At 59.4% G+C, this 22,029-nt stretch carries 21 protein-coding genes and 1 riboswitch; of the genes, 13 read left to right on the forward strand and 8 right to left on the reverse strand.

The features are described 5' to 3' along the window. Position 1: 1 nt before the first annotated feature. Both RHIBUN_RS0101160 and RHIBUN_RS0101165 read right to left on the reverse strand, forming a co-directional pair. Positions 2 to 652 (reverse strand): thiamine diphosphokinase, encoded by a 651-nt coding sequence (locus RHIBUN_RS0101160; protein WP_025658078.1) that lies wholly within the window; start codon positions 650 to 652, stop codon positions 2 to 4. 48 nt (positions 653 to 700) lie between these two features. Continuing rightward, the gene (locus RHIBUN_RS0101165) at positions 701 to 1,231 is read right to left on the reverse strand and encodes a MarR family transcriptional regulator (protein ID WP_025658079.1); all 531 of its coding nucleotides are present in this window, start codon (positions 1,229 to 1,231) and stop codon (positions 701 to 703) included. A gap of 118 nt (positions 1,232 to 1,349) precedes the next feature. On the opposite strand from RHIBUN_RS0101165, the gene RHIBUN_RS0101170 reads away from it, so the two are divergent. The 5 genes from RHIBUN_RS0101170 to RHIBUN_RS0101190 all read left to right on the forward strand — a co-directional run bounded on the left by RHIBUN_RS0101170 (position 1,350) and on the right by RHIBUN_RS0101190 (position 8,261). Continuing rightward, positions 1,350 to 2,882 (forward strand): MDR family MFS transporter, encoded by a 1,533-nt coding sequence (locus RHIBUN_RS0101170; RefSeq protein ID WP_025658080.1) that lies wholly within the window; start codon positions 1,350 to 1,352, stop codon positions 2,880 to 2,882. Positions 2,883 to 2,942: 60 nt separating this feature from the next. Continuing rightward, positions 2,943 to 3,053: riboswitch (TPP riboswitch) on the forward strand. Between the two features lie 44 nt (positions 3,054 to 3,097). Next, on the forward strand, positions 3,098 to 4,126 hold the full coding sequence (gene thiB / locus RHIBUN_RS0101175; RefSeq protein ID WP_025658081.1) for a thiamine ABC transporter substrate binding subunit: 1,029 nt from the start codon (positions 3,098 to 3,100) through the stop codon (positions 4,124 to 4,126). Further along, a complete protein-coding gene (thiP, locus tag RHIBUN_RS0101180; RefSeq protein WP_025658082.1) occupies positions 4,126 to 5,760 on the forward strand; it encodes a thiamine/thiamine pyrophosphate ABC transporter permease ThiP in 1,635 nt (544 codons plus the stop codon). The genes thiB and thiP overlap by 1 nt, the downstream gene beginning before the upstream one ends. Continuing rightward, positions 5,753 to 6,469, forward strand: coding sequence for an ATP-binding cassette domain-containing protein (locus RHIBUN_RS0101185; RefSeq protein WP_025658083.1), 717 nt, complete (start codon positions 5,753 to 5,755; stop codon positions 6,467 to 6,469). The genes thiP and RHIBUN_RS0101185 overlap by 8 nt, the downstream gene beginning before the upstream one ends. Before the next feature lie 247 nt (positions 6,470 to 6,716). After that, positions 6,717 to 8,261: a M48 family metalloprotease gene (locus tag RHIBUN_RS0101190; protein ID WP_025658084.1), complete on the forward strand. Its 1,545-nt coding sequence runs from the start codon at positions 6,717 to 6,719 to the stop codon at positions 8,259 to 8,261. A 53-nt stretch (positions 8,262 to 8,314) separates the two neighbouring features. Here the strand turns inward: RHIBUN_RS0101190 and RHIBUN_RS0101195 are convergent, their stop codons facing one another. The 5 genes from RHIBUN_RS0101195 to RHIBUN_RS0101215 form a co-directional block, all read right to left on the reverse strand. Further along, positions 8,315 to 9,178 (reverse strand): RNA polymerase factor sigma-32, encoded by an 864-nt coding sequence (locus tag RHIBUN_RS0101195; protein WP_018855886.1) that lies wholly within the window; start codon positions 9,176 to 9,178, stop codon positions 8,315 to 8,317. A gap of 377 nt (positions 9,179 to 9,555) precedes the next feature. After that, the gene (locus RHIBUN_RS0101200) at positions 9,556 to 10,128 is read right to left on the reverse strand and encodes a CarD family transcriptional regulator (protein ID WP_007528356.1); all 573 of its coding nucleotides are present in this window, start codon (positions 10,126 to 10,128) and stop codon (positions 9,556 to 9,558) included. A gap of 394 nt (positions 10,129 to 10,522) precedes the next feature. Next, on the reverse strand, positions 10,523 to 10,861 hold the full coding sequence (fdxA, locus tag RHIBUN_RS0101205) for a ferredoxin FdxA (protein WP_025658085.1): 339 nt from the start codon (positions 10,859 to 10,861) through the stop codon (positions 10,523 to 10,525). A gap of 194 nt (positions 10,862 to 11,055) precedes the next feature. Continuing rightward, the gene (locus RHIBUN_RS0101210) at positions 11,056 to 11,460 is read right to left on the reverse strand and encodes an RNA-binding S4 domain-containing protein (protein WP_025658086.1); all 405 of its coding nucleotides are present in this window, start codon (positions 11,458 to 11,460) and stop codon (positions 11,056 to 11,058) included. A gap of 4 nt (positions 11,461 to 11,464) precedes the next feature. Continuing rightward, on the reverse strand, positions 11,465 to 14,503 hold the full coding sequence (locus RHIBUN_RS0101215) for a helicase-related protein (RefSeq protein ID WP_025658087.1): 3,039 nt from the start codon (positions 14,501 to 14,503) through the stop codon (positions 11,465 to 11,467). A 514-nt stretch (positions 14,504 to 15,017) separates the two neighbouring features. On the opposite strand from RHIBUN_RS0101215, the gene RHIBUN_RS35030 reads away from it, so the two are divergent. Both RHIBUN_RS35030 and RHIBUN_RS0101225 read left to right on the forward strand, forming a co-directional pair. Continuing rightward, positions 15,018 to 15,173 carry a DUF3309 family protein gene (locus tag RHIBUN_RS35030; protein ID WP_018855882.1) on the forward strand — a complete coding sequence of 52 codons (156 nt, stop codon included), beginning with the start codon at positions 15,018 to 15,020 and terminating at the stop codon, positions 15,171 to 15,173. A 26-nt stretch (positions 15,174 to 15,199) separates the two neighbouring features. Continuing rightward, a complete protein-coding gene (locus RHIBUN_RS0101225) occupies positions 15,200 to 15,463 on the forward strand; it encodes a YMGG-like glycine zipper-containing protein (RefSeq protein ID WP_018855881.1) in 264 nt (87 codons plus the stop codon). Positions 15,464 to 15,611: 148 nt separating this feature from the next. Here the strand turns inward: RHIBUN_RS0101225 and efp are convergent, their stop codons facing one another. Then, entirely contained in the window at positions 15,612 to 16,181 is a 570-nt protein-coding gene (gene efp, locus RHIBUN_RS0101230) for an elongation factor P (RefSeq protein WP_018855880.1), read from the reverse strand. A 150-nt stretch (positions 16,182 to 16,331) separates the two neighbouring features. On the opposite strand from efp, the gene epmA reads away from it, so the two are divergent. The 6 genes from epmA to RHIBUN_RS0101260 all read left to right on the forward strand — a co-directional run bounded on the left by epmA (position 16,332) and on the right by RHIBUN_RS0101260 (position 22,028). Beyond that, positions 16,332 to 17,399 carry an EF-P lysine aminoacylase EpmA gene (epmA, locus tag RHIBUN_RS0101235; RefSeq protein WP_025658088.1) on the forward strand — a complete coding sequence of 356 codons (1,068 nt, stop codon included), beginning with the start codon at positions 16,332 to 16,334 and terminating at the stop codon, positions 17,397 to 17,399. Then, positions 17,396 to 18,448: a lysine-2,3-aminomutase-like protein gene (locus RHIBUN_RS0101240; RefSeq protein ID WP_025658089.1), complete on the forward strand. Its 1,053-nt coding sequence runs from the start codon at positions 17,396 to 17,398 to the stop codon at positions 18,446 to 18,448. Before epmA ends, RHIBUN_RS0101240 begins: the two co-directional genes overlap by 4 nt. Before the next feature lie 262 nt (positions 18,449 to 18,710). Next, positions 18,711 to 18,962 (forward strand): acyl carrier protein, encoded by a 252-nt coding sequence (locus RHIBUN_RS0101245; RefSeq protein WP_018855877.1) that lies wholly within the window; start codon positions 18,711 to 18,713, stop codon positions 18,960 to 18,962. Beyond that, positions 18,963 to 20,144, forward strand: coding sequence for an acyl-CoA dehydrogenase family protein (locus RHIBUN_RS0101250; protein ID WP_025658090.1), 1,182 nt, complete (start codon positions 18,963 to 18,965; stop codon positions 20,142 to 20,144). It abuts the gene before it with no gap. A gap of 4 nt (positions 20,145 to 20,148) precedes the next feature. Next, complete coding sequence (locus RHIBUN_RS0101255) at positions 20,149 to 21,057, forward strand: amino acid--[acyl-carrier-protein] ligase (protein ID WP_025658091.1); 909 nt, start codon at positions 20,149 to 20,151, stop codon at positions 21,055 to 21,057. Between the two features lie 8 nt (positions 21,058 to 21,065). After that, the gene (locus RHIBUN_RS0101260; RefSeq protein WP_025658092.1) at positions 21,066 to 22,028 is read left to right on the forward strand and encodes a DUF1839 family protein; all 963 of its coding nucleotides are present in this window, start codon (positions 21,066 to 21,068) and stop codon (positions 22,026 to 22,028) included. The last annotated feature ends 1 nt before the right edge of the window (position 22,029 follow it).

The following is a 22,029-nucleotide window of genomic DNA, read 5'->3' on the forward strand; positions in this document are numbered from 1 at the left end:
ATCAGACTCCGGAAAGATCATAGGGGCGGGCGAGCACAATGGCGCGGCCGCTCTCGAGCGAAAAGCGCACTTTGCCTTTCGCGACATTGGAAATGGTGCGTGACGAGCCGAAGGGCAAATGGAAGTCGGCAAGCGGGTAGCGCGCGTTTTCGATTGTCAGGCCGCGAAGTTCGCTGAAGCCAGGCACCGAAAAGAGACTGTCTGGTGGCAGGTCCAGTTCGATTGCGCCTGAAATCAGCGGCACAGCCTCTTCGCTGCCAGACGTGAGCAGTACGTCATAACCCTGCTCCGCCAGGCTGACGGCATAGAGCAGGTGCTGGATGGCATGGTCGGAACGTTCGCCTGCAAGGGCGCCGGCCAAGACGAGGTGTTTCGCGCCGCGGGCGACCGCTTCCGCAACCGCAATCTCGCCGTCGGTTGAGGCCTTGGCAGCGGGATAAGGTTGCCTGGGGACGTCAGGAAAAGCGGCTTCGAGATCCGCCGGCGTGGAATCGAAATCGCCGACCCACAATTCCGGAACGACGCCGAGCGCTGCCGCATGACGCATGCCACCATCGGCGGCTATGAAACGGCTGCCCGAGATGGCATGTCGCAGGCGGTCGGTCATCTGCAACTCGCCGCCAAGCAGAATGGTGAAGGTGGATTGGCTCATGGGCACTGCCCATAGCGCAAACCAGGGGGGAAGGGAAAGGGCCGCGGCTCAGGCTTCGTCAGCGATATCCTTGACGCGAGCGTCAAAAACACTTTCGAAGCCGGAAATGAACTTCTCGAATAGCTCTCCGAACGCCTCGATCTCCTCCGGCTTCCAGTCTTTGACCACTTCGGAAACGAATGCGAGCTTCTGCGCGCGTATTTCCGACAGCAGCCTCTGCCCGAGCGGCGTCATCACGACGATGATCCGCCGCGCATCCGCCTGAGATGCCTTTCGCCGCAGAATATTCCGCCCCACCATTTCAGCGACGATGCGGCTTGCGCGCGAGGGGTCGATCCGCATCATCTCGGCAATCGTCCCAACCGTTACGTCGCCAGCCTCATGTGCACGCCGCACAGCGTCCAGCACGTCGAGGTGTGACAGCTCGAGGCCCGGTGCGACACTTTGGATCGCGAGCCGACCGATCAGTCTCCGCCCGGTCATGAGACGCATACGGGTCATGCTTTGCCCAATGCGCAGGATGTCAGGCTCGTGCGTCTCGGCGTCAGTATCGGTCAGATTCGTCAAGCTCTCGTTCATTGCGGAAACATAGCATCTCAGGCGTCAATTGAAAATATGCCATTGTCAATCAAGTGACATTGACAAATATATGCTAATAGCACATAAATAAGCACTCCCCAATATGGAACGACACTTCATGGATACTCAAATTGCCGCGGCGCCGCTTGTGACGGATCACCGCCGGCGGTTCATCCTCTTCCTTTTCCTGATGGCGGCCATGTTCATGGCGACACTCGACAACCAGATCGTCGCAACGGCTTTGCCGACGATCGTCGGCGAGTTCGGCCACCTCGAGCGGTTCAGCTGGGTCGGCTCCGCCTATCTTCTCGCCGTGAGCGCGGTGATGCCGCTCTATGGCAAGCTCGGTGATCTCTTCGGCCGCAAGTATGTAATGATGGCCGCGATCATGATCTTCACGGTCGGTTCCGCCGTCTGCGGACTGGCGGTATCCATGAACACGCTGATTGCGGCCCGCGTGCTGCAGGGACTTGGCGGAGGCGGGATCATGGTCTCGATCTTCGCCGTCAACGCGGACCTCTTCGAGCCGCGCGAACGGGCGCGGTACCAGAGCTATTCCAGCCTCGTTCTGATGGCCTCGGGCGCTATCGGACCCGTCCTTGGCGGGGCAATGAGCGATCTTTTCGGCTGGCGCTCGATCTTCCTCGTCAATGTTCCGATCGGTTTCGTCGTCCTTGTCGGTCTGGCTTTGATGCTGCCCTACCGGAAGCCCAACCGCCGTCCGAAGATCGATTACGCCGGCGCCCTGCTGCTCGCCTTGACGACGGCAAGCATCGTTCTCGCCGCCGATGGCTCTCAGGTTTTCGGCTCGCTTGTCGCTCCTCAAAGCCTGGCGATCATGGCGCTCGGTGTAGCGGCGGCGATCGGTTGGATCTTCGTCGAGCGTCGCGCCGCGGAGCCGATCGTTCCCCTGTCGCTGTTTCGCAATTCGACATTCAGCCTGCTGCTCATCATGTCAATCATGAGTGGCGCGATCGGCATCGGCATGGTCAATTATTTCGCATTGTTCCTGCAGACGACGACCGGCCTTTCGCCGTCCGCGGCCGGGGCCTTCTTCATTCTTCTGACCGGCGGCATCGTCTGCGGGTCGCTCTCTGCGGGCCGCATCATCTCCATCACCGGGCGCTACAAGCCGTTCGCGATCGCAAGCCTGACCTGCAGTGCCATCGCGTTTGTGCTGCTCACTCAGGTTCATGTCGGAACACCGGTCATGGTGATCGGGGCGGTGATGGCTCTCCACGGCTTCGGCGTCGGCCTAGCACAGCAGGTCCCGGTCATCGGCGTCCAGAATGCCGCTCCGGCGCGCGACGTCGGCGCCGCAACGGGATCAGTGACGCTGTCACGCATGGGCGGTGCATCGATTGCCATCTCCATTTATGGTGCGATCATCGGCTCGCAGCTCGGCAAGACCGGACTCTCCATTCCCGGCGTGACCGATATCGAGCAGCTGACGCCAAAGATGCTCGCGGCGTTGCCGGAGCAGGTGCGGCAGGCCGTCGCCGACGTCTATGCCAATGCGTTCACGCCGCTTTTCATCGCTTCGTGCGCGATCGCTCTCATCGGCCTTTGTGCTGCCTTGATGCTGAAACCCACGCAGTTGCCACGCGTGGTAGAGGTGCGACCGGCGGCAAGTGCCGAAGCCGCCGAGTAAATGCCAATGGCGGCCCAAGGGCCGCCCCTTGCAAGACGCCTAGCGTGGCGATACATCTCAAGCGCTCTAACGGGGTGCCCGTGCCATCAGGCACGCGGCTGAGAGGCTGAAAGCCAACCCGCGGAACCTGATCCGGCTAACACCGGCGGAGGGATTAGACGCGTGACATCTGGCACCGCCCTTTTCCCCTTCAAGCAAACCAGAGGAGAGGTGCCATGTTCAAATTCAAATTCCCGAGCCGTTCGTTGCTTGCCACGATCTTCATCGCGACTGCAACCCTGACCGGCGCCGGCGCGCAGGCGGCAGACAAGACGCTTACCGTCTACACTTATGAAAGCTTCATATCCGAATGGGGTCCGGGGCCGAAGGTCAAGGAAGCGTTCGAGAAGACCTGCGGCTGCAATGTCAATTTCGTCAGCGTGGCGGATGGCGTGGCACTGTTGTCGCGTCTTAAGCTCGAAGGCGCCGGCACGAAGGCAGATATCGTGCTTGGCTTGGATACGAACCTGACCACGGAAGCGAAGGCGACCGGCCTGTTCGATGCGAGCGGTATCGATGTCGGCGGGCTCAAGGTGCCGGGCGACTACAAGGACGATGTATTCGTGCCGTACGACTATGGCCACTTCGCCGTCATCTACGATACCCAGACGATCAAGAACCCGCCGCAAAGCATGAAGGACCTAGTCGAAGGCGACCCTTCGCAGAAGATCGTCATCGAGGACCCGCGCACCTCGACGCCCGGGCTCGGTCTCCTGTTGTGGGTAAAATCCGTCTACGGCGACAAGGCGCCGGAGGCCTGGGCGAAACTCAAGAAGCGGGTTTTGACGGTAACGCCCGGTTGGTCAGAGGCCTATGGGCTGTTCACCAAGGGGGAAGTACCGATGGTGCTTTCCTACACGACATCGCCTGCCTATCACATGGTCGCGGAGAATACGGACCGCTACCAGGCCGCTGCATTTTCAGAGGGCCATTACATACAGATCGAAGTGGCCGGACTGCTGAAGAATGCGCCTGACAAGGAACTTGCGCGCGATTTCCTGAAATTCATGGTGACGCCGGGCTTCCAGGACACCATTCCGACCAACAACTGGATGATGCCGGTTTCCGCGACATCGCAACCGCTGCCGGATGCGTTCGGCAAGCTCGTGAAGCCATCAAAGACCTTTCTGATGAGCTCTGACGAAGTTGCCGAGAATCGCAAAGCCTGGATCGACGAGTGGCTGGCTGCCATGAGCATGAACTGATGCTTTTGACCAAGGCAGAGATGCGACGGGCGATGCTGGGCGGGGCCGCGAGCCTCGCCGGCATTATCGCTTTCGTCGGCCTTGCGATCCTTGCTTTGCTTCTCTCGAGCGGCGGTTCGTCGATTCTTGCGACCGTGTTTGAACCGTACATCCTGCGGATATTGCGTTTCACGCTGTTGCAGGCCGTGCTCTCCACCGCGCTCTCCATCGTTTTTGCCATTCCGGTCGCGCAAGCCCTGGCGCGTCAACGGCATTTCCCCGGCCGTATCTGGATTATCAGGCTGATGGCCGTGCCGATGGGGCTTCCTGTTCTGATTGGGGCGCTCGGATTGATCGGTATCTGGGGGCGGCAGGGCATCATGAACTCGGCGCTGCTTAAGTTCGGCCTGGCGGAACCGGTCAGCATATATGGGCTCTCGGGGATCCTGCTGGCGCATGTCTTCTTCAACATGCCACTGGCGGCCCGCCTGATGCTGGCCGCACTGGACCGTGTGCCATCGGAATATTGGCTGATGGCGAGTGGCTTGGGCATGCGCTCCGGCTCGACTTTTCGCTTCATCGAATGGCCGGTCCTGCGCTCGGTCGTCCCCGGTATCGCCGGCCTGATTTTCATGCTGTGCGCCACGAGCTTCACGCTTGTGCTGATGTTGGGTGGTGGCCCTGCGGCAACGACGGTCGAGGTTGCCATCTATCAGTCCCTGCGCTTCGATTTCGACCCTGGCCGTGCCGTTACGCTTTCCCTGCTTCAGATCGTACTTACATCAATGATCCTCGGAGCCCTGTCGCTTCTCCCCGCTCCCGAGGACGAAGGGATGACAGTTGGCAAGCCTGTCAGGCGTCCGGATGGGCGACTACCGGGCGCGCGGCTTGCGGATAGTGGCGTCCTGCTGCTTGCCACGCTGTTTCTAGCGTTCCCTCTAATGTCTGTGGTCCTGGCCGGCCTGCGGTCCGATCTGATGAAGCTCTTGCGCGAGCCCATCTTCTGGCAATCGGCTGCGACCAGCCTGGCTATCTCGATCTCCGCGGCGGCTCTCGCTTTGCTGATTTCGATGACGTTGGTGAGCGCGCGCCGTGCGGCGCTTCTCCGGGGTTCAGGGACCTTCGGCAGGAGGCTTCTTTTTGCCGCCATGGGCGGCGCGTCGTCGCTGGTGTTGCTCGTGCCGCCAATCGTCCTTGCGACCGGTTGGTTCCTTGCCTTGAGAAATGTCAGTGACGTGAGTGCTGTCGCTCCGCTGCTGATTGTCGCCATCAACGCGTTGATGTCGCTGCCCTTTGTGATGCGTGTCCTTGAGCCGGCTTTCATCGTCCACGAGCATCGGACGCAGAAGCTTGCGGCGAGTCTCGGTGTCACAGGTTGGGCGCGGCTGCGCCTCATCGACACGCCAGCCCTGTTCAAGCCGATGCTTACGGCATTTTCGTTCGCGATGGCGCTGTCGCTCGGCGATCTGGGCGCGGTTGCGCTGTTCGGTTCGGACGGCTTCGTCACCCTGCCATGGCTCGTCTATAGCCGTATGGGCAGCTATCGGACGAACGATGCGGATGGGCTGGCGCTGATCCTTGGCGTCGCCTGCCTGCTGCTCACGATTGCCGGTACGATGGGCCCCGTGCGCCGAGAGGTTGCCGTCCATGGTTGATCCTAAGTTCGCGATCGAGATGCAGCGGGTCGGTCTTCAGCTCGGCAATCAGAATTTTCAGTTTGATTGCCGGCTTCCCACCGGTGCCGTAATTGCCGTGACGGGGGCGTCCGGGGCCGGCAAGTCAACCTTCCTCAATCTGCTTGCCGGCTTCGACACGGCTCTCAAGGGGCGGATCCTGATCGCCGGAAAAGATGTGACCGAGGTTTACCCGGCGCAGCGGCCGGTCTCCCTGGTCTTCCAGGATAACAATCTGTTCGCGCACCTCGATATCTTTACCAACATCGGCCTTGGCATTAACCCGTCGTTGAAACTCACGACCGCAAATTGCCGAACCATCTCGTCTTCGCTTGAAAAGGTGGGACTCGCCGGTTTCGAGCGGCGGATGCCAGGGACGCTCTCCGGCGGGGAACGGCAGCGGGTAGCCTTTGCACGCGCGCTTGTTCGCAACCGGCCGGTGCTGCTGCTGGACGAGCCCTTCGCGGCGCTTGACCCCGGTTTGCGAAACGGAATGGCGGCGCTGCTGCTCGACATGCATCGTGAAACCGGCAATACCGTCGTCGTCGTCTCGCACGATCCGGACGAGGTGAAACGGATCGCAGACTTCGGTCTTTTCCTTGAAGACGGCAGGATTGTCGTGGCGGCTCCAATTGACGAATTTCTGGGCCGCGCGGACCATCCAGGATTGACGCAATTTCTCCGCAGTTGACGAATCTGGCAGTCGCAACGGCACTTTCGCCATAATTTGAGGCGACCGAGGAAACTCAAAAGCACGTTAGGCTTGCTAAAATACAACGGCGCCACATTTACTCAGAGTCTCGCTATGCAACCGATGCGGAAATCAGTTACAGCAAAGACTTGTGTCCCCGATTGTGCAGTGCAAGAGCGGGGACGGACGCCTGTTGAATCACGATGAGACCGGCCGGGTCGCGGAAGTGGACCGGTTGACACGCAAGATGACTTGGAGAGCCAGACTGGACAGTATGCCGACGTGGAAATTCCCCGCGCCTTCCAGTGATGTGCTCTCGTCTGCGTGCCGTCTGGTGCGACGAGCCTCGGTCGTCTGTGCGACAAGCATGGCGCTGTATGGTTGTCAGTCCATTCTCGAGCAGTCCTATCAGCCAAGCGTTGCGCCGTCCTCCAATCCGCAGATCGTCGATGAAGTCCAGAAGAACGATCCGCGCGCTGCCATGGGTGCGCGCGAACATCCGCGCATTGTTGCGAGCTATGGAGGCGAGTACAAGGATGCAAAGACCGAGCGCCTGGTCGCCCGGATCACGGGCGCGCTGACGGCCGTCTCCGAGAACCCGAGCCAGTCCTATCGCATCACCATCCTGAACTCGCCGGCTATCAACGCATTCGCTCTGCCGGGCGGTTATCTCTATGTGACACGCGGTCTGCTGGCGCTCGCCAACGACGCATCCGAGGTCGCTGCCGTTCTCTCGCATGAGATGGGCCACGTTACCGCAAACCACGGCATCGAACGGCAGAAGCGCGAGGAGGCGGAAGTCATTGCCAGCCGCGTCGTTGCCGAGGTGCTGTCGAGCGATATTGCCGGCAAGCAGGCTCTGGCGCGCGGCAAGCTCCGATTGGCTGCTTTCTCGCGGCAGCAGGAATTGCAGGCCGACGTGATCGGCGTCCGTATGCTTGGTGAAGCAGGCTATGATCCCTATGCCGCTGCGCGGTTCCTGGACTCCATGGCCGCCTATAGCCGTTTCATGTCGGTCGATCCTGAGGCGGATCAGAGCCTCGACTTCCTCTCCAGCCACCCGAACTCTGCGCAGCGCATCGAACTCGCGCGCGATCATGCACGTGCTTTCGGCCAGGAAGGCAAGGTTGGCGATACGGGCAGGGACTATTATCTCGATGGGATCGATGGCCTGCTCTACGGCGACAGTCCGGAGGAAGGCTATGTCCGCGGCCAGACCTTCCTGCATGGCGGGCTTGGCATTCGCTTCGACGTACCTCCCGATTTCAAGATCGACAACAAAGTCGAGGCGGTTATGGCGACCGGTCCGGGCGACATCGCAATCCGCTTCGATGGTGTTGCCGATAACCAGAACCAAAGCCTAACCAACTATATCTCGAGCGGCTGGGTTACCGGTCTCGATCCGTCGACCATTCAGCAGATCACAGTCAACGGTATGGAGGCCGCAACGGCACGCGCGAGTGCAGATCGTTGGGATTTCGACGTCACGGTGATCCGCAACAATGCGCAGATTTTCCGGTTCCTGACGGCCGTCCCGAAGGGAAGCCCGGTCTTGCAGCAGACGGCCGACGTCTTGCGGGCAAGCTTCCGTCGCATGACCCCGGAAGAAACGGCTTCCCTGAAGCCTCTGCGGGTCCGGGTCGTCAAGGTACGGCCAGGCGAGAACATCACGACGCTTGCTTCGCGGATGATGGGCACGGATCGAAAGCTCGATCTCTTCAAGCTTATCAATGCCCTGCCGACCGGCGCCGCTGTCTCTCCCGGCGACCGCGTCAAGATTATTGCGGAATAGAAAGAGGCCCGGTTTTCACCGGGCCAGTTGCATCACTGGGGGAGTAAGCTCTTTCAGGCCGATGCGGCCATATACGGGTCAGCACTCACGAGAGCGCTGCGGAGTTTTTCCATCGCCCGGCTTTCGATCTGCCGGACGCGCTCCTTGGAAATGCCGAGATCTGCACCGAGTTCCTCAAGCGTAGCGCCATCTTCGGCGAGCCTGCGGGCGCTGATGATCTTCATTTCCCGCTCATTGAGGTGCTTCAGGGCCGAAGCGAGCCAATTGCGCCGGCGCTCGCCGTCGATCATGTTCGATACCTGCTCGTCTGGGAGAGGATCGTCGCTGACGAGGAAATCCATCTTCTCGGCGCTGTCGGCATCACCCGAGACTGAGGGCGCCTGGAGCGAGGCGTCATTGCTCGAGAGCCTGGCGTCCATCGTCTGGACGTCTGAAAGGCTGACGCCGAGGGCTGCGGCGATTTCCTGGTGGATGGACTGGAGCGTGAGCTGCGTGTCGCCCCTGGCAAGCTTGGCGCGCAGACGGCGAAGATTGAAGAACAGGGCCTTCTGGGCAGAACTCGTACCGCCGCGAACAATCGACCAATTGCGAAGGATGTAGTCCTGGATAGAGGCGCGGATCCACCAGCTTGCATAGGTGGAGAAGCGGACATCACGCTCGGGCTCAAAGCGGGCCGCAGCCTCCAGCAGACCGACGTAGCCTTCCTGGACAAGGTCGCTCATGGGGAGGCCGAAGTTGCGAAACTTTCCGGCCATCGAGATAACGAGACGCATATGGGCCATGGCGATCTGGTTACGGGCGCCACGATCATCATTGTTCTTCCAGCGGATTGCGAGATCGTGTTCCTCTTCGCGAGCAAGGTAGGGAGCCGCCATGGCGATTTTGATCATGCGCCGGTCTGCTGACATGTTCTTCATATCGGTCTCCTGAGGCGTGACGCCAAAAAAGGGCAAAGAAATCTTGCTTCCGGACATTGGCTGCCCAGATCAAATTCATGTCTTGAACGTATAAAGGCCCCGAACTCTGGACGTTTCCAGATGGGGCCCTAGCTTAGGGTTATGCGCCGGTAATACGGCCGGGTAGGACCAGTTTCTTCAAGTTGCCGGATAGGCAGAACGTGGAAGGCATGATCCGCTCCTCATCGATCGTTTCCAGGATGCGAGCGTTCGAGGAGGGTAATGTCAGTTCCCGACGCGGTCCGCAGCTACATCTTTAAAACGCGCCACCTCGGGAAAAGTTCCAATAAAAAACCCGGCACAAGGCCGGGTTTTTTTTCAGGAAAAACAAGGAAAGCTTATGCAGCTTCATCCTGAGATTCGTCTTCTTCGATTGCCTTGCCGCGCTTCGGACCCTTGTTGAGGTTGGTCTCGACGAGGCGAACGGCTTCGGTTTCCGACATCTTGTTCACGGCAGCGATTTCGCGTGCCATGCGATCAAGTGCAGCTTCATACAGCTGACGTTCGGAATAGGACTGTTCCGGCTGGTTCTCGGCGCGATAGAGATCGCGGACAACTTCAGCAATGGAAATGAGGTCGCCGGAATTGATCTTCGCATCATATTCCTGGGCGCGACGGGACCACATGGTACGCTTGACGCGCGCCTTGCCCTGCACAACCTTCAATGCACGCTCGACGAAATCGGTTTCGGAGAGCTTACGCATGCCGATGCTCATGGCCTTGGCGACCGGCACTTTCAGACGCATCTTGTCCTTCTCGAAATCGATAACGAAAAGTTCAAGCTTCATGCCTGCTACTTCTTGCTCTTCGATGGCGCTGATGGTACCGACGCCATGTGCGGGGTACACGATCGATTCACCGGTCTTGAAGCCGTGACGTGCGGAAGAAGGTTTTTTCTGCTGGGTCGTCATTCTATTCAAACACTCCCTGTTACGCTCCCGGCTGCAGCCGGAGCCGGGTCAGTCAAGCCCGGATGAGACGGTCGGATCCGTCGGGTGACTTACTTCTGGTCCCACCGGACAAAAACAAACATATCCATGCGCACAAGCTTAGAGCCTCACAGCTCAAGGCGTTGATATGTCACGGAAACCGCGTTTTTGGATTTGTTTTGCTTTCGTGGTGGTTTGGGCATACTTCATGCCGCAAATGGATCAGTGTCGGGAACCTATCACAAAAATATGACGAAATCAATAATTTGCTGCACCTGAGTCATGCGCGCAACACATGACACCCATATGCTGCAGGCACGCTTCAGGCATTTTCTACGTCACTGAACCCGGTTTCAGGCCGAGGTTTGGGGGAAGATCAGTCGCCCGCTCCAGGCTTCTCCGAGAAGTACTTCTCGAACTTGCCGGTTTCGCCGTCCATTTCCTTGGCTTCCGGCATGGCATCCTTCTTGATCGTGATGTTCGGCCAAATGCTCGCATATTCGGCGTTGACCTTGAGCCACTTGTCGAGGCCCGGCTCCGTATCCGGCTTGATGGCTTCGGCAGGACATTCCGGCTCGCAAACGCCGCAGTCGATGCATTCGTCAGGATGAATGACGAGGAAGTTCTCGCCTTCATAGAAACAGTCGACGGGGCAGACTTCCACGCAATCGGTATATTTGCAGCGAATGCAATTGTCGGTCACGACATAGGTCATGAAGAACTCCAGGACTTCCACACAATGGGGCCGGGCAACCTGGAACGTCGCGCCTTTCCCCTAACCGGAAAGGAAGCAGTGAAATGCGGGGGAGGCATTTACGCTATCCGGCAAGTTGATTGTGACGTATCGGCTTTGTCTGCGGATTTCAAGAATAAAGACGTCGCAAAACCCGGCTGTTCGGACAGAGTTTTCTAATCCTCGTCCGACATCAGCTTGTCGATTGCACGGCGGTCCTTTTTCGTGGGTCTGCCCGTGCCCGTAGCGCGCATCGCCTGTTCGTAAGGTGTCAGGCGCTTTGCCTCGTCGGGTGGCGGAGTCAGGTCCTCATAGAGCAGCCGGGCTTCCTCGTAGGGACCACGTCGCTCGCCGCCCGATTTGACGATGAGGACAACATCGCGGCGCTCCAGCGCCAGCTCGACCCTGTCGCCCGTCTTGACCATTTGGCTCGGTTGAAGGGCGCGCTCGCCGTTGATCCGCACATGCCCGGATTGAATGTGGCTTTGTGCCAGCGAGCGCGATTTCACCATGCGCGTGAAGAACAGCCACTTGTCGATGCGCTGTCGCGAACCGCCTCCTGGCTGTGTCTCACTGCTCATCCGCTTACTTCTTCATCTGCTCCTTCAAGGCAGCGAGCTTGGCGAAAGGAGAATCCGGATCGATCGGCTTTTCCTTGCGCGGTGGCTTTGCCTCGAAGCGCAACGGCTGTGGTCCGCCACGGTTGTTGTTGCGATCCTTGCGGTCGCCACGGTCCTGACGGTCGCCACGCTGTTCGTTGCGGTCACCGCGTCCCTGCTGTGGCTTGCCGCCATCCTTGCCGCGATGCTGGCGGTTGCCGTCGCGGCCCTCGCCATTCGCAGCACCCTGGCGGCGATGTTCGGACCCCCGGTCCTGGCCGCGATTGTTGCCGCCACGGCGTTCGCCCGGGCTGCGAGCCTGACGCTGGTTGTCCGTACGGCCACCAAGGCGCCAGAGAAGGACCGGCTTCGGCTCCTCGGCTTCTTCGGGATTTGCGATGACCGGCTGTTCGGCTGCCACTGCTTCAACAGCAGCTGGGGCTTCGGAAGGGGCTTCCTCCGATGCGCTGTCGGCATCGTCGTGATCTGCCTTCTCCGCATTATCCTCAACCGCCGTCTCGGTCGCCGGCGCTGCGGCAGCGTCCTGAGCCGACAGATGGGCAGCTGCCTCTTCCGCCTTGACGGCATCGGCGCGATAACCGAGCCCCTTCAGGATCTCTTCCATGTCCTCCAGCGTTGCGCCGAGGATCGAAAGCATGGCGGTTGTCGTCGTGAAACGGCGACCGTCATAAGCGCCTTCGGGACGATTGGCCTGGCCCGGCTTCCACTGAAGGAGCGGGCGAATAATGTCGGCCAGGCGCTCCAGAATGTCGATACGGACCGCGCGTTTGCCAAGGAACCGGAAGCCGGCCAGCTTGTAGAAGGTGCGCTCGAAGCCCGGATCGGTAACGACCGAGGTACGGCCTGCCGCCAGCACGGGAATGAGATCGCCATAACCTGGCTTGTCGAGGCCATCATTCTTCAACGCCCAGAGGAGCGTGATGAGCTCTGCCGGGGCGGGCTTGAGAAGTGCCGGAACGAAGATGTGGTAGGCGCCGAAGCGGACACCGTAGCGGCGCATTGAGGCCCGCGCATCCTGATCCAGCGACTTCACTTCTTCGGTCACGTCGCGCCGGAACAGTACGCCGAGGTTCTCGACAAGCTGGAATGCCAGGCCCTTTGCAAGGCCCTGCAGGTCCTCTGCGCGGGACAGATCGTCAAGCGGCTTCAGGACGGTGCTGATGTGGTGATTTACGAAGCGCTCGATACGAGCGGCCACATGGTCGCGGGCATTGCCGGTCAACTGCTCGTCGGCGAGAATGATGACACGCGGGCGCATGACATGATCGCTGCCTGCCAGGCGTGCCACCGGGTCGCCCAGCCAACGGATCGAACCGTCGGAGCTGATCGCGAGGTCGCCATTGCCGGCCGCATGGAGGCGAGCCGCACGTGCCTCGAATTCCAGAGCGAGCGCCTTCTGCGAAGCAGACTGGACAGCCTTAGCGTCCGGTCCCTCCGCTCCCGAAATGGGCGTGAACCGGAATCCCGACAGTTGCCCCACATGATGTCCTTCTACGAAGACATCGCCATTTACACTGATTTCAGCTTCCAGCATCGCATTCTCTCTCAGGCGCTTCATGAGCACAGATGTCCTGCGATCAACAAAGCGTTTCGTCAACCTTTCATGTAACGCATCGGACAATCGATCTTCGATTTCCCGCGTCTTTTCCTGCCAGTGTGTCGGATCGGCAAGCCAATTGGGCCGATTCGATACATAGGTCCAAGTTCTTATCTGCGCGATTCGCGCCGAAAGCGTGTCAATCTCACCGTCTGTTCGATCCGCGCGGTATACCTGCTCGGCAAGGAAGTCCTCGTTTACCGTGCCATAGCGGACGAGATCGGAAAAGAGGGTGGAAATCAGATCGGCGTGTTGGGCCGGTGCAATGCGGCGATAGTCCGGAAGCGCGCAGGCTTCCCATAGTTTCTCGACGCGCGCCGGATTGTTCGCAAGGTCGATGATCTCGGGGTAGCGCGACAGCTGTTCCAGCGCTTGCTGGTCGACGGCGGGGAGCGCGCGTGTCAGGCCAGAAACCGTAGGGCCGGTCTCAAGGCTCACGCGGAGCGCATGCAGGGAGCTGAAGTCGAGGTTCTTCGTGCGCCACTGCAGCACTTTCACATTGTCGAACTCGTGGCCTTCGATGCGTTCAACCAATTCCTCATCAAAGGGATCGACCTGACCGGTGACGCCAAACGTCCCGTCGCGAACATGTCGACCGGCACGGCCGGCAATCTGCCCAAGTTCGGCGGGGTTGAGGTTACGAAACTGATAGCCGTCGAATTTGCGATCCTGCGCGAAGGCGACGTGGTCGACGTCGAGATTGAGGCCCATGCCGATCGCATCCGTGGCGACCAGATATTCCACATCGCCGGCTTGGTAGAGTGCCACCTGCGCATTGCGGGTGCGCGGACTGAGGGCTCCGAGAACGACGGCGGCCCCGCCGCGCTGCCTGCGGATCAACTCGGCAATCGCATAGACTTCGTCGGCAGAGAAGGCGACGATCGCCGAACGCTGCGGGAGGCGGGTAATCTTCTTCTGTCCGGCATAGAACAGGTGGGAAAGCCGGGGACGCTCGACGATGGTAATTCCAGGGAGCAGTTGCTGCAGGATCGGACGCATTGTACCGGCGCCGAGCAACAGCGTCTCGTCGCGGCCGCGCAGATGAAGGATCCGGTCCGTAAAGATGTGCCCTCGCTCGAGGTCGCCGGCGAGTTGAACCTCGTCAATGGCGACGAACGCCGCCTTCGTCTCGCGTGGCATTGCCTCGACGGTGCAGACCGAAAAGCGGGCGTTGGGAGGCGATATTTTCTCTTCGCCCGTTACCAGGGCAACGTTTTGAATTCCGACCTTTTCGGCGACGCGTGTATAGACCTCGCGCGCCAGCAGCCGCAGCGGCAGCCCGATCACGCCGGTGCCATGGGCAACCATGCGCTCAATGGCATAATGCGTCTTGCCGGTATTGGTTGGTCCGAGCACCGCGGTTACTCCGCGCCCACTCAGTATCATCGGCTGCGATGTCAGTGTCATGGTCCTGCAGATGAGGCGAGGGTGCCCCAGGTCAAGTCAGCTCCTCTCCGAGCAGCACACACATGGACAGCCGTTGTCTCAAACGCAAGGGCCGATTTGAATTTACTCCGCAGTTTTCTGTTGCGCGAATAGCTTGCAGATTGCTCGTTTTGCGATTCGGAACAGCTTGAGAACGAATCGGAGACGAATCGCAGACTCCGCATGATTCAGTGTTTGTTCACGGCTAAGTATTGATTTTGAATCACTTTTTCCCACAAGATGCTGAATCTCGAAATTCGCGGCATACGTGCAACGCAATCTTGTCCAGGCTGTCAACGTCGTTTTGTCCGAAATCGACGAGCGACATCTGCCCGTGTCTTGTTGTCATGGGGGCAATATTACGCGGCGGGACGGAAAACGGCGTACGATTAGGTCATTTTGCCGCTAAAACCAAACATTTGATACATATGGAACAAAAATCGGAGATGTGTGTTTCTCGTCCATTCCAGGTGTAATGACGTCGAGGACTTGAACCATGCTTGGCACCATACTGCTCATTATCCTTATTCTGCTTTTGATCGGCGCCTTACCAAATTGGGGCTATAGCCGCGGATGGGGCTATGGACCTTCCGGCGGTTTAGGGCTAGTTCTCCTCATTATTGTTATTCTTGTGCTAATGGGTCGCATCTAAGCGACGAAAAAACTGGGAGTTATGTCATGATGAAGAAGATTGTGCTCATTGGCGCCCTCGTCGGCGCACTTGCTTCCTGCACGGCGACGGAACAGGGAACCGCAATCGGCGCGGGTTCCGGCGCTATTATCGGCGGTGCCGTCAGCCATAGCTGGGGCGGTGCTGCAATCGGTGCCGTTGCCGGCGGTCTCGCTGGCGCACTGATCGGCCAGTCCGTTGAACGTCGCGGTTACTGCGTCTACAGAGACCGCTACGGGCGCCGTTACGAGGCACGTTGCCCGCGCTACTAAGGCGCTAGGATTACTATTTTTGAGATCGAAAGCGCCGGCCTGACTGGCGCTTTTTGTTTGAGCAACCGCCGGATCAGCTAACTGCCGACAGCAAAAAAGCCCCTCGTTTCCAAAGCGGCTTAGTTTACTCGGCGCATGCGGCAGACAGTCAGTCTTTTGCGCGCTCGACGTAGGAATTGTCTTCCGTGGCGATAACGACGCGCGTGCCGGCGTTGATGTGCGGCGGCACCATGGTGCGCACGCCGTTCGACAGCATTGCCGGCTTGTAGGAGGACGAGGCCGTCTGGCCCTTAACGACCGGTTCGGTTTCCGTGATTTCGAGGGTCACGTGGCGCGGCAGTTCGAGAGCCAGCGGAACGCCTTCATGGATCGACAGGATGCAGGTCATGCCTTCCTGCAGATAGGCCTTCTGATCGCCCATCGTTTCATCGTTCACGACCACCTGGTCGTAGGTCGCCGGGTTCATGAAGTGGAACCCTTCGCCATCTTCGTAGAGATACTGGAAGTTCACGTCTTCGACGAAGGCGCGCTCGACCTGTTCGGTTGTACGCCAGCGCTCGGAGACCTTGACGCCGTCAACGATACGACGCATGTCGACCTGCGTGACCGGCGTGCCCTTGCCCGGATGAAAGTTCTGGGCAGTCAGAACGACGTAGAGCTTGCCATCCACGTCGAGAACGTTGCCCTTGCGGACGGAAGAGGCGATGACCTTGACCATTAAGACTTCCTTGTAACTCGGCTTTTGGCGTCGTAGAGGACTGTCGATACAGCCCCGAAGACGCGATTGATTGTTCTTTGGGGGCGCAACTAACCTAAAATCCGGCAAATAGCCAGCCCTAGCGTTGGAAGGCCGGCCAGGACGACGCCAATGAATCCCTCGAACGCCAAAGTATCGCCGTGGTGGACGCCGAGCGTGCATTTGGACCGCCGTCCGTTCCTGATTGGGCGCAATGCCATCCAGTCCGCGCTGCGCCGCTATTTCCTGAGCGAGGATTTTCTGGAGGTCGACACCGCGACGCTGCAGGTTTCGCCGGGCAACGAGGCGCATCTTCATGCGTTTGCCACCGAAGCCTTGACGACGGACGGCCAGACTGCAGCGCCGCTTTATCTGCATACCTCGCCTGAATTCGCCTGCAAGAAGCTGCTTTCGGCTGGCGAACAGCGCATCGCCTGTTTCGCCCACGTCTATCGCAACCGCGAGCGCGGCCCCCTGCACCACCCGGAGTTCACCATGCTCGAGTGGTATCGCGTGGGCGAAAGTTACGAGAGCCTGATGATGGATTGCGTTCGAATCCTGGCGCTTGCTGCGGAAACCATGAAGACGGCGCGGCTCACCTATAAAAGCCGGGACTGCGATCCGTTTGCCGGGCCGGACAGGATCAGTGTTGCCGCGGCTTTCGAACGCTATGCCAGTATTGATCTGCTGGGCTCCGTTGCAGCCGACGGTGCGACGGATCGGGCGCATCTAGCTGACCAGGTCAGGAGGGTCGGCATGCGTGTTGCCGATGACGATGGTTGGGCGGACTTGTTCAGCCGCGTGCTTGTCGAAAAGGTCGAGCCTCATCTGGGTTTCGACCGTGTGACCATTCTTGACGAATATCCGGTGTCGGAAGCGGCACTAGCGCGCCCCTCGGCGCGAGATCCCCGTGTTGCCGAACGTTTCGAGGTCTATGCCTGCGGCGTCGAGCTTGCAAACGGCTTCGGCGAGCTTACCAATGCGGCGGAACAGCGCCGCCGCTTCGAGATCGAGATGTCTGAAAAAGCTCGCATCTACGGCGAAAGCTATCCTCTCGATGAGGACTTTCTGGACGCGCTTGCCATCATGCCCGAGGCAAGCGGCATCGCTCTTGGCTTCGATCGGCTGGTGATGCTGGCAACCGGGGCCTCGCGGATCGATCAGGTGATGTGGGCTCCGGTCGCGGAGTACGGCAGATGAACAGTAACGGGCCCATCAAGACGGTCGAAGGGCTGGCACGCGCAAGGCTGCTGGCTCGGAGAGACCGGGACGCGCTGGCTGATGTCGCCGCACGCTATGCCATTGCATTGACTCCGACCGTTGCAGGATTGATCGACCGAGCCGATGATTCAGATCCAATCGCCCGGCAATTCGTTCCTGAGCCGGCTGAGCTGATCACGACGCCCGAAGAGCGCGCCGACCCGATCGGCGACGAAGCCCATAGTCCCGTACAGGGGATCGTTCATCGCTATCCCGACCGGGTGCTGTTGAAGGCGGTGCATGTCTGCCCCGTCTACTGTCGCTTCTGCTTTCGCCGCGAGATGGTCGGTCCGGAAGGCTTGGGCACCCTTGACCCCAATGCAATGTCTGCGGCCTTCGCCTATATCCGCGACCATGAGGAAATCTGGGAAGTGATCCTGACGGGCGGCGATCCGCTCGTATTGTCACCGCGACGGCTGGAAGAAATTCTTCGCGAACTGGCATCGATCGACCACGTCAAGATCGTGCGGTTCCATACCCGGGTTCCCGTGGTTGATCCATCGAGAGTGGATGCGGCCCTGATTGCGGCCCTGAGAGCGAGCGGCAAGACCGTCTACGTGGCGCTGCACGCCAATCATCCCCGCGAACTGACCGCCGAGGCGCGCGCAGCATGCGCTCGCCTGATCGATGCCGGCATGGTCATGGTCAGCCAATCGGTGCTTCTGAAGGGCGTCAATGATGATCCGGCGGTGCTGACGGAGTTGATGAAGGCCTTCGTCGAGACGCGTGTGAAGCCGTACTATTTGCATCATCCCGATCTGGCGCCAGGCACGAGCCATTTTCGGCTGACGATCGAAGAGGGGCAGAAGATCGTCGCCGCATTGCGTGGCCGGATTTCAGGTCTTTGCCAGCCCACCTACATACTCGACATACCCGGTGGCCATGGCAAAGCAGTGATCGCTCCTCAGTCGATCAGTGAGATGGGCGAAGGCTGCTATTCGGTTTCGGATTATCGCGGCGGCGAGCACCTGTATCCGCCGGTCGCCTAGTCAAAAATGGGCGAAAGAAGTGTTGTTATTGGACAATGTGTCACAAGATCCGTTGGTCACCCAAAAATACAGCTCGCGAGCAAGATGTTGAAATCTAACACAAGCTCCCCCCCTTCCCCGTTTCTTTCGTAGGAATTTAGCTGAGAAGCTTAGCTGACTTTAACTACGTCATTTAGGACAATTTTGTCTTTTCCAGACTACGCGTACTCCGAGAACAAGGCGGTTTCGCCACTCGAGATATGATCATCTTGGAGAAGTCATAATGAATACTACGATCCGTGAGCTCCTGGTCAAATTTGGAAAGCTCCCTGTCTCTGTCGATCAGGTCGCCGATGATGCCGACCTCTATGCGGTCGGCCTAACGTCTTTCGCTTCCGTGCAGCTTATGCTTGGCATCGAAGAAGCCTTTGATATCGAGTTTCCCGACAATCTCTTGAATCGCAAGTCTTTCGCCAGCATCGCGGCGATCGCAAGGACCGTTGACCAGATCAAAGATAGCCGGAAGGTCGCCTGAATGAACTTTCCGGTCAAAATCGCGCAAGAGGATCTTGCCGCCAGAGCCGCGCGCGTGTCAGCGATTGCGGCAAAGCATGCAGACTCCGTCGATTTTGAAGGGAGGTTCCCGCACGAAGCCGTGGAGGCAATGAGGGCCGAGCGCTTGCTAGGCGTTCAGATCCCACGCCATTTCGGTGGCGAAGGCGCGACGATCGCACAGATCGCCGAGTTATGCTCGATGCTTGGTCAGGCTTGTGCTTCGGCTGCCATGGTCTTCGCCATGCATCACATCAAGCTTTGCAGCCTTGTTGAGCACGGCGGCGAGAGCGAGTGGCATCGGGCCTTCATGCTACGTGTTGCTGCCGAGCAATTGCTGGTCGCGTCGGCAACGACGGAAGGCGGGATCGGCGGCAATCTCAGGAATAGCATCTGCGCGATCGAGGTGGATCGTGACATTTGCCGTCTGGAGAAAGATGCCACTGTCATATCCTACGGCTCCCACGCCGATGCGATCATGGTTACCTCGCGTGCCCACGCAACTGCCGCCTCTTCCGATCAGGTGCTGACCGTCTTTCTGAAGGAGCAGTACACGTTGGAAAAAACGCATACGTGGGACACGCTCGGCATGCGCGGTACCTGCTCAGATGGTTTCCTCTTCAAGGGCGAGGCTGCGGCCGAACAGATCCTGCCGAAGCCTTTCGCAGAGATCGCGGCGCAATCGATGCTGGCATCGTCGCACCTTCTTTGGAGCAGCGTGTGGTATGGCATCGCGGTAGACGCGGTTGGCCGTGCACAGGCGTTCGTGCGCGCCGCAGCGCGCAAGTCGCCGGGTACGCCACCGCCCGGAGCCTTGAGGCTCGCCGAGGTGTCAAACTTGCAGCAGATGGTTCGATCGAACGTTGTCGCCGGTCTGAAGGCCTACGAGGACGCCAGGAGCGACGCCGACAAGCTCTCTTCCATGGGCTTCGCCGTCACGATGAACAACGTAAAGATTGCCTCATCTGAGACGATCCTCGAGATCGTCAATCACGTGATGCTGATTTGCGGGATCATGGGCTACAAGAACGGCACGCCATTCAGCGTCGGCCGCCATCTGCGCGATGCCCACTCGGCGCAACTCATGATCTCGAATGACCGCATTCTCGGCAATACGTCGAGCATGCTTCTTGTTCATAAGCAGGACACTAGCTTACTGGGGTGACGACATGGACGTGCAGACAACGTTTCTGGACAGGCTATTTGAATCGGGTCTCTTGATCGATACGGGCGTTGACGGTCTCTACGGGCGCAGCGGACAATTCGAAGACGTGATCGCCGCCTTCGAGCGCCTGATCGACAGGTTCGGCGGCGCCGACGGCGCGGAAGCGATGCGCTTTCCGCCCGGGATGAACCGCGCCTTCTTCGAGAAGAGCGGCTACATGAAGAGCTTCCCGCAGCTTGCCGGCACCGTCCACAGTTTCTGCGGCAGCGAGCTCGACCACATCAGCCTACTCCAGTGCATGGAGGTGGGCGACGATTGGACCAAGGATCAACAGGCAACCGACATCGTATTGACGCCTGCAGCTTGCTATCCGCTTTATCCGACTGTCGCTCGGCGCGGCAAACTGCCGATGAGCGGCGGCCTCTTCGATCTGCAATCCTATTGCTTCCGCCACGAGCCTTCGCAGGATCCCGCCCGCCAGCAGCTCTTCCGCATGCGTGAATATATTTGCATGGGGACCGAGCAGCACGTCACGGATTTCCGTCAACGCTGGATGGATCGCGGCGTCGAGATGATGAAGGCGGTCGGTCTGGATGTGACCATTGATGTCGCGAACGACCCGTTCTTCGGCCGTGCCGGCAAGATGCTGGCCAATAATCAGCGCGATCAGAACCTGAAGTTCGAGCTGCTTATCCCGATCACCTCGGTTGCCAAGCCGACGGCCTGCATGAGCTTCAACTACCACCAGGACGCATTTGGTGCGAAATGGGGCCTGTACCTCGAAGACGAGAGCGTTGCGCACACCGCTTGCGTCGGCTTCGGGCTTGAGCGTATCGCGCTCGCGCTGTTTCATCACCACGGGCTCGAGGTCAAGCATTGGCCTTCCAAGGTGCGTCAAGCGCTGTGGGGCTGAATGAAACGATGAGAGCCGTCTTTCCGCGGGTCCGCCCGGACGGCTATCAACCGCATTCGCTCCATTCCGGCGAGCGCATGTGGCCTGAAACCAATTGCTATGTCGACCTCTGGATCGAAGTGCTGAGCGGCTGCGGCGCGGTACCGGAGGCGATGCTTGGCTTTACGCTCACGCAGGACTTCGAGGGCGATCAGTTCACCTTCTTCAAGGTGCCGCTCGAGGATCTCGAGTCACTCTATGACATCCGTGTCACTGAGCTTGCCATTTTCGACCGCGTCGAACGGCATATCGAGGTGCAGATCGCACGCGGGCGCCTTTGCCTGATCGAGATGGACTCGTTCTATATGCCCGATACGCAGGGTACCGCTTATCGGACCGAGCATGGCAAGACCACCGTGGCGATCAACAGGCTCGATCTCACCGGCAAGCGCGTGGAGTATTTCCACAATGGCGGCTATTTCCAGCTTGAGGGTGAAGACTTCGAGGGGCTGTTCCAGCTGCAACTGACGGCGGACGATCCGTCGTTCCTTCCCTACACCGAGTTCGCGAAATTTCCGGTTCGCATGCCGGATACGGCGCATGTCAGCACTATGGCACGCAGGCTTCTAGGAACTCACTTCGGTCGCCGCCCAGTCTCGAATCCGATTCGCGCCTTTGTCGAAGTGTTTCCGCAGCAGGTGGAAGCAGTCGCAGAGCGGCCGTTTGGCTTCTTTCACAAGTACGCATTCAATACGCTGCGCCAGTTCGGTGCCAATTTCGAGCTTGCCGGAGATCACCTGGCTTGGCTTTCTGCGAGCGAATTCGCGTCCGCAATTGAAGACGCGCGCCGAATTTCCGAAGTCGCGAAGTCCGTGCAGTTTCAGCTCGCCCGGGCGGTCACCCGGAAGAAATACGAGCCATTACGCACGGCGCTTGATCCGGCAGCCGATGCGTGGGATTCCATGATGGCTTCTCTCAAGGAGCGCTTGTGAA

Origin of the sequence: Rhizobium sp. IBUN, assembly GCF_000510625.1 — a bacterium.
GTDB lineage: Bacteria > Pseudomonadota > Alphaproteobacteria > Rhizobiales > Rhizobiaceae > Rhizobium > Rhizobium altiplani.